Origin of the sequence: Cryobacterium sp. MLB-32, from assembly GCF_000738085.1 — a bacterium.
In the GTDB taxonomy this organism is placed as follows: Bacteria; Actinomycetota; Actinomycetes; order Actinomycetales; family Microbacteriaceae; genus Cryobacterium.
In genome coordinates this window covers 1-12,229 of record NZ_JPRS01000005.1, presented here as the reverse complement: position 1 = coordinate 12,229, position 12,229 = coordinate 1, and the positions used below count along the sequence as shown (strand labels likewise).

Sequence of the window (12,229 nt, the reverse complement as noted above, 5' to 3'; positions counted from 1 at the left end):
CTAGGCTCTGACAGGGGCGTGCGTGACAGGGGCGTGCGTGACAGGGGCGTGCGTGACAGGGGCGTGCGTGATGCTGTCGTCGGGGCGAGAATCCGCGCCGCCGACCAATCCGTACAACAACAGGCTGGTCAGCTCGTCGGCATCGAAGGCGGCCCCCACCCGGATCTGGGGGATGGATGCCGCGAGCGCGACCATGCGGATGATCTGGGCGGCACGGTCCGGGGTGACATTGAGACGTTCCAGGTCGGGCGCCAGTGCGCGACCGAGAATCTCAGTGAAGTCTTGGCGCGGGTCGTGGCGGTGCGGCGGTCCCATCCGGCCCAGGGCTGTCATGAGGGTGAAAACGGTCGTGAAGCGCTCGCGCATCAGGACGACGATGGCGCGGACCTTCTCCTCGAGCGGCTGGGATGGGTCGATAGCGCGCAGTGTGACCCGAAAAGGCTCGGGGTCGAGCTGGCGGTCGACGGCAGCCTGAATCAGCTCGTCCTTGCTGCCGAAGGCCCGAAAGATAGTGCCCTCGGCCACGCCGGCGCACTCAGCGATCTGCCGGGTCGTCACCGACTGACCGTGCTCGGCCAGCAGCGGTGTCACGGCGTCGATCAGCATGGACTGGCGATCTTCAACCGACAGTGCCGGCGCGCGCAGGGGTTTCTCACTCACCCGCGTATTCTAACTGAGTGAGCGCTCACTCACAAGCGTCTGGAGGACTAGGCGTCGAAGAGTTCCGAGATGAACGCGACCTCGTCGGGCGAGGGCTGCCAGCTCGTGGCCGCGGTCGCATTCTGTTCGATTTGTTCCGGCCGGGTCGCGCCGGCGATCACACTCGTCAGCCCCGGCTGGGCGAGGAGCCACGCGAGCGTGGCCGCCAACATGGTCACCCCCCGTTCATCGCACCAGGCCTGGAAGCGCTCGATTGTGTCCCAGGGCGCAGTCTCCACGAGGTGCGGTCGGATCATCATGATGCGGCTGTCGGCCGGACCTCCCTGACGCGAGAACTTACCCGTGAAGAGGCCGTTGTAGAGCGGAAAGAACGGCAGGAAGCCGAGCCCGTAGGCGTTGACGGCGGGCAATACCTCGTCTTCGGCGTCTCGAACGAGCAGACTGTATTCGTTCTGGCTGGAGATGAAATGAGGATGTCCGTTCAGCTGGGCCGTGAACTCGGCCTCGGCGATCTGCCAGCCCGCCAGATTGGAGTGTCCGATATAGCGGATCTTGCCCTCGGTGATCAGGTCGTCGAGGGTCGAGAGAGTCTCTTCGATCGGAGTCGACGGGTCGGGAGTATGGAGCTGGTACAGGTCGATCCAGTCGGTTTGCAGGCGGCGCAACGATGACTCGACGGCCAGTCTGATGTACCGACGCGAACCGCGCGCACCCCAGTCGGGACCGTTTCGGCCGTTCATGTCCATGCCGAACTTGGTGGCCAGCACGATCTGGTCCCGCTTGCCCTGAAGCGCGTGGCCCATCAGAGCCTCGCTTTGTCCCCGCTCGGCGCCGTAGATGTCCGCGGTGTCGAAGAGGGTCACACCCGCCTCGATTGCCGCGTCGATGACCGCGTTGGTGCCCTCCTGCGTCTCCGTGACCGTTCCCGCGCGTCCGAAGTTGTTGCATCCGAGACCGATCGTGGAGACGGTGAGTCCGGAGGTGCCGAGTCTGCGATATTCGATCTGAGCCATGCCTACACCCTAGGCGGGTCGGCGGATCGGGCCGGTCCATGTGGTAAACAGGATGCGTGCCAGTCGGGTGCAGGAGATGGGGAATCGCGGATGCGTTTCACGCTGGGAGTGATGGCACGGTCGGGCAAGCCGGACGAGCGTCGGTTGCCGATACATCCGCTGCATATCGAGCGTATTCCCGCCGAGACGAGGTCGGGCATCTTCCTGGAGCACGGTTACGGTGAGTCGTTCGGCGTTGCTGACGACGTGCTGGCCGCGCTCGTGGGCGGGCTGCGCACGCGCGACGAACTCATTGCCGAGTGCGACGTCATCCTGCTGGCCAAGCCGCTGCTCGCCGACGTGGAAAAACTTCGTCACGGGCAGGTCTTGTGGGGCTGGCCGCACTGTGTTCAAGACCCCGCCCTCACCCAGGTCGCCATCGACAAGAAACTCACCGTGATCGCCTTTGAAGCGATGAATCACTGGACCGCCTCCGGCGAATACGACCTGCACGTGTTCCACCAGAACAACGAACTCGCCGGCTATTCGTCGATCCTGCACTCGTTCTAGCTCATGGGCATCACCGGTGACTACGGGCGCCGCCTCAGTGCGGTCGTGATTGGGTTCGGCGCGACCGCGCGCGGTGCTGTCACTGCCCTGAACGCGCAGGGTGTGCACGACGTGAGTGTCTTGACCAACCGCGACGTGGCGGCCGTCAGCTCGCCCATCCATTCGGCGCGGATCGTACAGGTCGCGCGGATCGAACACGATGCCGTCAACCCGGGTCGCAGCTCCGTGCTGACCGATTCCGGGATGATGCCGCTCGCTCCCTTCCTCGCCGAGCGCGATATCGTCGTCAACTGTGTGCTGCAGGATCCCAACGAGCCTCTCACCTACCTTGATGAGCAGGACGTTTCCCACCTTCGGTCCGGATCTCTCATCGTGGATGTCTCGTGCGACGAGGGCATGGGTTTCAGCTGGGCGCGGCCCACGACGTTTGCGAACCCGACCTTCACCGTGGGTGACAACGTGACCTATTACGCCGTCGACCACAGCCCGTCCTACCTCTGGAACTCGGCTACGTGGGTGATCAGCGAAGCCCTGCTGCCGTATCTCGAGGACGTTCTCAATGGACCCCAGTCCTGGACGGCCAACGAAACGGTGCGCCGGGCCATTGAGATACAGGACGGTGTCATCCGGAACGCCGCGATTCTGACATTCCAAGACCGTTCGGCCGACTACCCGCACACCGTCACGTAGGGCGCACACTCCTCCACAGCCAGGACACCGTCGGCCACGGCACCGATGTCCGAATTCCGCCAGTGACGTTCGGGAGTCGCGGCTACAGTCGAAATATGACCACTCCAGAGACCTCGCTGATCCGCCTGGCCAGCCCCATCGGCCAGTTGGAAATCACCGCCGATGCCGCCGGTATCCTGTCGCTGTCTATCGAGAACAACGGCCGCCTCCCGTATGAGTCCGTGCCCGAGAATCCGTCTCCGCTGCTGCACACGGCCGCCACCCAGCTCGATGAGTATTTCTCCGGCACGCGCAGGGCGTTTGACCTGCCCGTACACCTCTCGGGAGGAACGTCTTTCCAGCAGAGTGTCTGGCACGGCCTTGAAGGGCTCGCCTTCGGCGAGGTCATCTCCTATGGCGACCTGGGGGCTTCGATCGGGCGGCCGGGATCCGGCCGGGCCATCGGCGGCGCGGTCGGTGCGAACCCGGTGCCCATCATCGTGGGCTGTCACCGGGTCCTCGCCACGAACGGACGCATCACCGGCTACAGCGGCGGGGCGGGCATTCCCACGAAGGTCTGGCTGCTCGATCACGAGGGAATCGAGCACGTCGTATGAACCCGTCTCTCGTACTCGACAACGACGGTGTGGCGCGCTGCGCCTGGGTGGGCACCGATCCCGACTACGTGCGCTATCACGACGAGGAATGGGGGCGTCCGCTCCGTGACGAGGAGCGCCTCTTCGAGAAGGTGTGCTTGGAGGGCTTCCAGGCGGGCCTCTCCTGGATCACCATCCTGCGTCGCCGCCCCGTCTTCCGCGAGGTGTTCCACGGGTTCGACGTGAACCGGGTGGCCGACATGACCGACGCAGATGTCGATCGTCTCCTCACCGACGCGCGCATCATTCGTCACCGGGGCAAGATTGAGGCGACACGCGGCAACGCCCGGGCGACGCGCACCCTTCACCTGCAGGGCGAGAGCCTCGCCGAGCTGATCTGGAACTTCGCGCCCGCTCAGGCGCGATTCGGCCCGCCGCAAACGTACGCCGACATCCCGGCGATCACGACGGAGTCCACGGCGTTGAGCGCGGAACTCAAGCGGCGTGGCTACCGGTTCGTTGGCCCCACGACGATGTACGCGCTCATGCAATCCGCCGGACTGGTCGACGACCACCTCGCGGGATGCCACCGGGCGGCAGCACCCGAGCCTAGAGCGAGGGGATGAGCCCCAGGGCACGCACCGCGTCCCGCTCCTCGACCAGTTCGGCGACAGAGGCGTCAATGCGTGCCCGGGAGAACGGGTCGATCTCGAGCCCCTCGACGATTCGCCACTCACCCTCGACAGACCGCACAGGAAATGAGCACACCAGGCCGTCCGGCACTCCGTATGATCCGTCTGACATCACGCCCGCACTCGTCCAGGAGCTGCCTGTGCCGTTCACCCAATCGAACACATGGTCCAGCGCGGCATTCGCGGCCGACGCCACCGATGAGCCGCCGCGCACCCGCAGAATCTCGGAGCCCCGGTTCGCCACCCGCGGAATGAAGGTGTCCGTGAGCCACGTCGTGGCAACGAGGTCGCGAGCGGGCTCCCCGTCGATGGTGGCGTGGAACACGTCCGGATACTGAGTAGCGGAGTGATTGCCCCAGATCGTCAAACCGGCCACGGCACCCACCGGCACCTCCACGTGAGCCGCTAACTGGGCCACACCGCGGTTATGGTCGAGCCGTGTCATCGCGGTGAACCGTTCCCGCGGCACGTCCGGGGCATGAGCGGCCGCGATGAGGGCATTCGTGTTGGCGGGGTTGCCGACCACGAGCACCCGCACGTCACGTGCCGCGCCCGCGTTGATGGCGCGTCCCTGCGGTCCGAAGATGCGTCCGTTCGCTTCGAGGAGATCCGCTCGCTCCATGCCGGGACCACGCGGGCGTGAGCCGACGAGCAGGGCGACGTTCACGCCGTCGAAGGCGCGTGTCGCGTCATCGGTCACCTGCACGGAACGCAGGAGGGGGAAGGCACCGTCATGCAGTTCGAGCGCCGCGCCTTCGGCCGCGTTGAGCCCCTGCGGTATTTCCAGCAGCCTGAGGTTGATCGGAACGTCGGGGCCGAGCAGCTGACCGGACGCGATCCGAAACAGCAAGGCGTAGCCGATCTGTCCGCCGGCGCCGGTCACGATGACGTTTCTTGCTTCTGTGGGCACGCTCACACCCTAGCGACATTGACGTCTCCGTGGTAAGCAACCGGCGTTACTCTCAGGCAGACACCGGCAGGTCGTTGCGCGTCATGATCGTGAATTGCGGCGCGGGACCGCTCGCGTCCACCACAAGTTCGAGTTCCCCCTGCGCCCGGGCGCAGGATGATCCCGGCAGACGGCGCCCACGCGAGAAGCTCGGCAGCGGTGGCGAAGATGTGGCCGTGCTGCACGAGGGCACGCACGAACTGTCCCTTCGCCTTTTTGTTGAAGTGATTCAGGGCACGCGTGCTCCCGCCGACGTCCGTCACTACCCGCAGGAAGACGGAGTCCTCACGGCACGGCGCAGCACCCAGCGCAACGTAGGCCTCGGATCGCAGGTCGATGACCAACCCCGACGTCTTCGCCAGGGCGGCACCGATCGAGGTCATCCAGTGTTTTTTGAGGGCCAGCTCGGGAATACGGGAATCGTGAGAGAGGCGGTAGGCAGGAATCGCGTCGAGGGCCGCAAGGGGGCCGAAGAGCGCGGAATGTATGGCCACGTGCTCGTGCGCAAAAAAGCGTTCGGTCTGCGACAGGGACGCGGCGTCGAGGGCGTCGTAGACCACACCGGTGTACCGGTCGATGGCCGGCATAGTTTCCGACGTGAGCAGCACCCGATTGCGCTCGATCTCGGCCGTTTGCGTCCGGCCCAGTTTGAGCGTTGCCATGGCCGCCTCCGGCTGCCTGCTCAGAGCAACAAGGGCGCGGGAAAGCGTGCGTCGGGCAGGAGTGAGTGCCGGGAACGCGAGGCTCTTCCAGTCCAGGGATACAGCTTCGCCGCCGGAGCGTTTCGTCTCCGACGGCGGAAGCAGTACCAGCATCTGAACTATGAACTAAACGAGTGCCGCCTGGCGGGCGACGATGGTGACGATGTCGTTGTCAACGGACAGGAATCCGTCGGCAGCTTCGGCCACAATCTTGGACCCGTCAGCCAGGGTGACGCGAACCTCACCCGCGGCCAGAATCGCCAGCATGGGCTCGTGGCCGGCCAGAATACCGATCTGGCCTTCCACGGTGCGTGCAACGACCATGGTCGCCTCGCCGGTCCAGACCTGCTGGTCGGCCGAGACGACGCTGACGCTCAGCGGAGACGCCATGCTTAGCCGTTCTCCTTCTGGATCTGAGCCCACTTCTCTTCGACGTCGCCGATGCCACCGACGTTGAAGAAGGCCTGCTCGGCCACGTGGTCGAAGTCACCGTTGGAGATCGCGGTGAACGCCTCGATGGTGTCCTTGAGCGGAACAGTCGAGCCCTCAACACCGGTGAACTTCTTCGCCATGTAGGTGTTCTGGGACAGGAACTGCTGGATGCGACGGGCACGGGAAACCGTGACCTTGTCCTCTTCAGAGAGCTCGTCAACACCGAGGATCGCGATGATCTCCTGGAGTTCCTTGTTCTTCTGCAGAATCGCCTTGACGCGAACGGCCGTGTTGTAGTGATCGGCACCCAAGTAGCGGGGGTCGAGGATACGGCTCGTCGAGGTGAGCGGGTCGACGGCCGGGTACAGGCCCTTCGATGCGATCTCACGCGACAGCTCGGTTGTTGCATCGAGGTGGGCGAAGGTGGTCGCCGGTGCCGGGTCGGTGTAGTCGTCGGCGGGCACGTAGATCGCCTGAAGCGAGGTGATCGAGTGGCCACGGGTCGACGTGATGCGCTCCTGGAGGATACCCATCTCGTCGGCGAGGTTGGGCTGGTATCCCACGGCGGACGGCATACGGCCGAGCAGCGTCGAGACCTCGGATCCGGCCTGCGTGAAGCGGAAGATGTTGTCGATGAAGAGCAACACGTCCTGCTTCTCGACGTCGCGGAAGTACTCCGCCATCGTCAGGGCGGACAGGGCGACACGGAGACGCGTTCCCGGCGGCTCATCCATCTGGCCGAAGACAAGCGCCGTCTTATCGAAGACACCGGCTTCTTCCATTTCGGCGATGAGGTCGTTACCCTCACGGGTACGCTCACCGACTCCGGCGAACACCGATACTCCACCGTGGTCCTGCGCAACGCGCTGGATCATTTCCTGGATCAGAACGGTCTTGCCGACTCCGGCTCCTCCGAAGAGGCCGATCTTTCCACCGAGAACATACGGCGTCAGAAGGTCGATGACCTTGATGCCGGTCTCGAAGAGCTGGGTCTTGGACTCCAGCTGGTCGAAGGGCGGCGGCTTGCGGTGGATGGGCCAACGCTCCGTGATCTCGATCTTCTCGCCGGGAGCGGCGTTGAGCACATCTCCGATGACGTTGAAGACCTTGCCCTTGGTGACGTTTCCGACCGGAACCGTGATCGGGGTGCCGGTGTCGCGAACTTCCTGGCCGCGAACGAGTCCGTCGGTCGGGTTCAGGGCGATCGCGCGGATCAGGTCGTCGCCGAGGTGCAGTGCGACCTCGAGGGTGATCTCGCTGGTCACACCACCGATGGTGACCGTGGTCTTCAGGGCGTTGTACATGCCGGGGATCGAGTCGTGCGGAAACTCGATGTCGACCACGGGGCCGGTAACGCGGGCGATACGGCCAACAGAGCCGGCCGTATCCTCCGCGCGGACTGGCGCGGTTGCGGTGTCAGTCATTGCTCTCTCTTCTCTGGTTACTTCTTGGCGGATGAGAGCGCATCGGCTCCACCCACGATCTCGGAAATCTGCTGGGTGATCTCAGACTGGCGCGCGTTGTTGGACAGACGCGTGTAGTCCGTGATGAGCTTGTCGGCGTTGTCGCTGGCCGACTTCATGGCCTTCTGACGACTGGCGTGCTCTGAGGCGGCCGACTGCAACATGGCGTTGAACAGACGGCTCTCGATGTACACCGGCAGGAGGCTGTCCAGCACGGTTTCGACATCGGGCTCGAACTCGTACAGGGGCAGAACCGTGTTGTTTCCCGGCTCTTCCACGCCCTCCACGACCTCGAGGGGAAGCAGGCGAACAACCTCGGGAACCTGGGTGACCATGCTCACGAAGCGGTTGTAGACAATGTGGATCTCGTCGACGCCACCATCGCTGTAGTCGCGCAGGAAGGTCTCGAGCAGTGCTTCGCCGATCTCCTTTGCGGTTTCAAACTGCGGCTGGTCGGTTCCCCCGGTCCACACGCGCTCGGAAGCACGGTTGCGGAACGCGAAGTAGGCAATCGCCTTACGACCAATGAGGAAGTAGGAGACGTCCTTGCCCTGGGAGCGCAGCAGTTCGCTCAGCGACTCCGCCTCGCGCAAAACCTGGGAGCTGAACGCACCGGCCAGGCCACGGTCAGAGGCGAAGATGACGACCGCAGCGCGCTCGATCTTCTCCGGTTCGGTGGTGAGTACGTGCTCAACGTTCGAGTACGTAGCCACCGCGGATACGGCGCGGGTGACCGCGCGCGAATACGGGGTTGACGCAGCGACCCGCGCCTGCGCCTTTTGAATGCGCGAGGCGGAGATCAGCTCCATGGCCCGAGTGATCTTCTTAGTCGTCTGGGCAGACTTGATTTTCTGCCGGTAGACGCGAAGTTGCGCTCCCATGTGTCTCAGCTTTCCTTTCGGTGATCGTGTCTCGACGGGCTCAACATTTAGGGTCGAGCCCGTCGACTAATCGGGCGGCGCGCTTTAGCGGCGGTGCTTGACGATCTTTTCCTGGGTGACTTCTTCGACGCCGATGGCCTCGAACTTTTCGACGCCCACGGATGCGAGCGGCTTGCCCTCGCCCGTCTGGAATTCCAGCTTGAACTTGTCGATTCCACTCGACATGCTCGCGACTGTCTCGTCGGTGAGCAGGTTCGTCTCGCGCAGCGTGGACAGCACACTCGTGTTCCGACCGAGGAAGTCGAGCAGTTCGCGTTCGAAACGCAGCACGTCGGGGATCGGAACCTCGTCGAGCTTGCCGTTGATGCCGGCCCAGATCGAGACAACCTGGTCTTCGACCGGGTAGGGCGAGTACTGCGGCTGACGAAGCAGTTCCGTCAGGCGTGCGCCACGAGCCAGCTGGCGACGGCTGGTGGCGTCGAGGTCGGATGCGAACATCGCGAAGGCCTCAAGCGAACGGTACTGCGCGAGCTCGAGCTTGAGGGTTCCGGAAACCTTCTTGATCGACTTGACCTGAGCGTCTCCACCGACTCGCGAGACCGAGATTCCCACGTCGACAGCGGGGCGCTGGTTGGCGTTGAAGAGGTCGGACTGCAGGAAGATCTGGCCGTCGGTGATCGAGATCACGTTGGTCGGAATGTACGCGGCAACGTCGTTGGCCTTGGTCTCGATGATCGGAAGACCGGTCATCGATCCGGCACCGAGGGCGTCGGAGAGCTTGGCACAACGCTCGAGGAGCCGGGAGTGCAGGTAGAACACGTCGCCGGGGTATGCTTCGCGCCCCGGCGGACGGCGAAGAAGCAGTGAAACGGCGCGATAGGCCTCGGCCTGCTTGGACAGGTCATCGAAGATGATGAGTACGTGCTTGCCGGCATACATCCAGTGCTGGCCGATGGCCGAACCGGTGTAGGGAGCGAGGTACTTGAAGCCGGCCGGGTCGGAGGCAGGAGCGGCGACGATGGTGGTGTATTCCATCGCTCCGGCGTCCTCAAGCGCACCCTTCACACCAGCAATGGTGGAGCCCTTTTGGCCGATGGCGACATAGATGCAGCGAACCTGCTTGTTCGTGTCGCCGGACTCCCAGTTGGCCTTCTGGTTGATGATGGTGTCGATCGCAATGGCCGTCTTACCGGTCTGGCGGTCCCCAATGATGAGCTGACGCTGACCGCGACCGATCGGGATCATGGCGTCAATGGCCTTGATTCCGGTCTGCATCGGCTCGTGGACGCTCTTACGGTCCATGACGCCGGGAGCCTGCAGCTCGAGGGCGCGGCGGCCCTCGGTCGCAATCTCGCCGAGACCGTCGATGGGCGCGCCGAGCGGGTCGACGACACGGCCGAGGTAACCGTCTCCAACGGGAACGGAGAGAACCTCGCCCGTGCGGTGCACCTCCATGCCCTCAACGATGCCGGCGAACTCGCCGAGCACGACGACGCCGATCTCGTCTTCGTCGAGGTTCTGGGCGAGGCCCAGGGTGCCGTCGGCGAACTTGATGAGTTCGTTGGCCATCACGCCGGGCAGTCCCTCAACGTGGGCGATGCCATCGCCTGCGGTGGTGACGTAGCCGACCTCGGTGGTGGAGGTCTTGTTCGGCTCATAGGACTTGACGAAGTCCTGGAGAGCGTCGCGGATCTCATCGGGCTGATCGTTAGTTCTGCCATCATCTTCCCTTTTCTGTACTGGTTGTACAGGTGTTAGCTGTGCGAAACGCTGCCGTCTCGAGGTTTAAGTGGTGCCGACCTGATGGTCAGCGTGCGAGCTGGAGTCTCAGGTCCGCGAGACGGGTGGCGATGCTGCCGTCAATGACGTCATCACCGATCTGTACACGCACGCCACCGACCAGAGCCGGGTCAATGACCAGGTTGATGCTCAGTTGGCGTCCGTACCGCGCGGACAGGCTCGTGGTGAGCCGGTCGAGCTGAGCCGGTGCCAGTGCACCGGCGGACGTAATGGTGGCGATCGACGTTCCGGCCTGATCCGCGACAACCGCCGCGGCGTGCCGCAGAAGCTCACCGATCCGGCGGCCGCGAGGCTGCTGAACGAGGTGACGGACGATCGTGAGCGTCTGAGGCGACACCTTGCCGGCCAGCAACTTCTCGACCAGTCCGGCTTTGGCCGTCGGGAGGCCCAGCTTGCTGGCCAGGGCCAGCTCCAGCTCGGCATCCGACGAGACCGCGGTACCGAAAGCGAACAGCTCGGCTTCAATGGACACATCAGACGGAGCGGAAATTGCAGTTGCCCGCAGCCCCAGGTCTTCAATGCCGGCGAGGAGGTCACCGTGGTTCGACCACCGCTCGGCGACGACGGACCCGAGAAGGTCCAGTGCCTGCGATGTCGTCGTTGCGCTGAAGACGGCCTTGACCAGCGTGACCTTGGCCGCAGGGGATGCGGATGGGTCAGCCAGTGCGGACAACAGCTGCGACGAGGCACCCACGACTCGACCGGCCTTGAACAGGCTCTCGCCCGTCGCCAGATCGATCGTGCCTATCGAGCCGGCCAAAGCCGTTCTCGATGATGCCAATGCTTCTCTGGTGGCGCTTCCCATCGACTACTTCTTCCCTGCCTGTGCAGCAGCGATTTCAGAGGCCTCAAGTTCAGCCAGGAAGCGATCAACGATCGCGCCAGCCTTGGCGTCGTCGGTCAGGCTTTCGCCGATGACTCCCGATGCCAGGTCGATGGCGAGCGTGCCAACCTCGCTGCGAAGCGACACGACGGCTGCCTGGCGTTCGGCCTCAATCTGTGCCTTGGCACTCGCGGTAACGCGAGCGGCCTCAGACACGGCCTGGTCTTTGTGCTCAGCGACAATGCGCTGGCCGTCAGAGCGAGCCTGCTCGCGGATGTTTCCAGCCTCTGCGCGGGCGTCAGCAAGCTGAGCCGTGTACTGCTCGAGAGCAGCCTCGGCCTTGCGCTGGGCGTCGTCTGCCTTGGCGATGTTGCCCTCGATGGCCTCTGCACGGTCGTCAAGAAGCGTCTGCATCCTCGGAAGTGCGTACTTCCAGAAGAAGAACAAAATCACGACAAAGCAGACCGCTGACCAGATGATGTCGTAGACAGCCGGGATGAGCGGGTTATGCGTCTCCCCCGCGGCGGCGGCTGCAATTACTGCGTGAAGCATCATGCCTCCTAACTCAGGTAGTAAAGAGGACTAAACGAAGATGAAGTAGGTTGCGATACCGATGAAGGCGAGCGCCTCGGTGAAGGCGATACCGATGTACATCAGAACCTGGAGGCGGCCGGCCAGCTCAGGCTGACGAGCGACACCCTCGATGGTCTTTCCGACGACGATACCCACGCCGATTGCCGGGCCGATGGCTGCGAGGCCATAACCGACAGTCGCGATGTTGCCGTTGATTTCCGCGAGAACGGTAGTTGCGTCCACGTTTGTTTCCTTCCGTAGGGGTGAATGCGGCGAGTGCCGGATTCGATGTCTAGTGTTCCTCAGCCAGCGCGAGCTGGATGTAGACGGCGGTAAGTAGGGCAAAAATGTAGGCCTGCAGAATCGCGATCAGAATCTCGAAGAGGGTGAACGCGAAACCGAAGACGAGGGTTCCGGCTCCAAAGAGC

13 protein-coding genes and 2 pseudogenes are annotated in these 12,229 nt (G+C 63.8%); 3 read left to right on the top strand and 12 right to left on the bottom strand.

From position 1 onward, the window contains the following. Complete coding sequence (locus JF66_RS01185) at nt 1-660, bottom strand: TetR/AcrR family transcriptional regulator (RefSeq protein WP_051972961.1); 660 nt, start codon at nt 658-660, stop codon at nt 1-3. A gap of 47 nt (nt 661-707) precedes the next feature. Next, nucleotides 708-1,673, bottom strand: coding sequence for an aldo/keto reductase (locus JF66_RS01180; RefSeq protein WP_035874020.1), 966 nt, complete (start codon nt 1,671-1,673; stop codon nt 708-710). 90 nt (nt 1,674-1,763) lie between these two features. On the opposite strand from JF66_RS01180, the pseudogene JF66_RS01175 reads away from it, so the two are divergent. The 3 genes and pseudogenes from JF66_RS01175 to JF66_RS01165 all read left to right on the top strand — a co-directional run bounded on the left by JF66_RS01175 (nt 1,764) and on the right by JF66_RS01165 (nt 4,113). Next, a pseudogene (locus JF66_RS01175) lies at nt 1,764-2,912 on the top strand (N(5)-(carboxyethyl)ornithine synthase). A 95-nt stretch (nt 2,913-3,007) separates the two neighbouring features. Continuing rightward, nucleotides 3,008-3,508 (top strand): methylated-DNA--[protein]-cysteine S-methyltransferase, encoded by a 501-nt coding sequence (locus JF66_RS01170; protein ID WP_035874019.1) that lies wholly within the window; start codon nt 3,008-3,010, stop codon nt 3,506-3,508. Then, on the top strand, nt 3,505-4,113 hold the full coding sequence (locus JF66_RS01165; RefSeq protein WP_035874018.1) for a DNA-3-methyladenine glycosylase I: 609 nt from the start codon (nt 3,505-3,507) through the stop codon (nt 4,111-4,113). Before JF66_RS01170 ends, JF66_RS01165 begins: the two co-directional genes overlap by 4 nt. On the opposite strand, the gene JF66_RS01160 is transcribed toward JF66_RS01165, so the two are convergent. The 10 genes and pseudogenes from JF66_RS01160 to JF66_RS01115 all read right to left on the bottom strand — a co-directional run. Continuing rightward, nucleotides 4,097-5,089, bottom strand: a complete 993-nt coding sequence (locus JF66_RS01160) for a malate dehydrogenase (protein WP_035874065.1) — start codon at nt 5,087-5,089, stop codon at nt 4,097-4,099. The two genes, JF66_RS01165 and JF66_RS01160, sit on opposite strands and share 17 nt — an antisense overlap. A 2-nt stretch (nt 5,090-5,091) precedes the next feature. Next, complete coding sequence (locus JF66_RS01155; RefSeq protein ID WP_231556251.1) at nt 5,092-5,943, bottom strand: YaaA family protein; 852 nt, start codon at nt 5,941-5,943, stop codon at nt 5,092-5,094. A 12-nt stretch (nt 5,944-5,955) separates the two neighbouring features. Beyond that, on the bottom strand, nt 5,956-6,219 hold the full coding sequence (locus JF66_RS01150) for a F0F1 ATP synthase subunit epsilon (RefSeq protein ID WP_035874016.1): 264 nt from the start codon (nt 6,217-6,219) through the stop codon (nt 5,956-5,958). A gap of 2 nt (nt 6,220-6,221) precedes the next feature. After that, nucleotides 6,222-7,685 (bottom strand): F0F1 ATP synthase subunit beta, encoded by a 1,464-nt coding sequence (gene atpD / locus JF66_RS01145; protein ID WP_035874015.1) that lies wholly within the window; start codon nt 7,683-7,685, stop codon nt 6,222-6,224. A gap of 17 nt (nt 7,686-7,702) precedes the next feature. Beyond that, entirely contained in the window at nt 7,703-8,605 is a 903-nt protein-coding gene (locus JF66_RS01140; protein WP_035874013.1) for a F0F1 ATP synthase subunit gamma, read from the bottom strand. Between the two features lie 84 nt (nt 8,606-8,689). Further along, a pseudogene (atpA, locus tag JF66_RS01135) lies at nt 8,690-10,326 on the bottom strand (F0F1 ATP synthase subunit alpha). A gap of 86 nt (nt 10,327-10,412) precedes the next feature. Next, nucleotides 10,413-11,210 (bottom strand): F0F1 ATP synthase subunit delta, encoded by a 798-nt coding sequence (locus JF66_RS01130; RefSeq protein WP_035874011.1) that lies wholly within the window; start codon nt 11,208-11,210, stop codon nt 10,413-10,415. A gap of 3 nt (nt 11,211-11,213) precedes the next feature. Then, nucleotides 11,214-11,780 (bottom strand): F0F1 ATP synthase subunit B, encoded by a 567-nt coding sequence (locus tag JF66_RS01125; RefSeq protein ID WP_035874064.1) that lies wholly within the window; start codon nt 11,778-11,780, stop codon nt 11,214-11,216. A 30-nt stretch (nt 11,781-11,810) separates the two neighbouring features. Beyond that, nucleotides 11,811-12,044: an ATP synthase F0 subunit C gene (atpE, locus tag JF66_RS01120; protein ID WP_035837596.1), complete on the bottom strand. Its 234-nt coding sequence runs from the start codon at nt 12,042-12,044 to the stop codon at nt 11,811-11,813. A gap of 49 nt (nt 12,045-12,093) precedes the next feature. After that, nucleotides 12,094-12,229: F0F1 ATP synthase subunit A (locus JF66_RS01115; RefSeq protein WP_035874010.1), on the bottom strand; the 136-nt coding region annotated here is incomplete at its 5' end.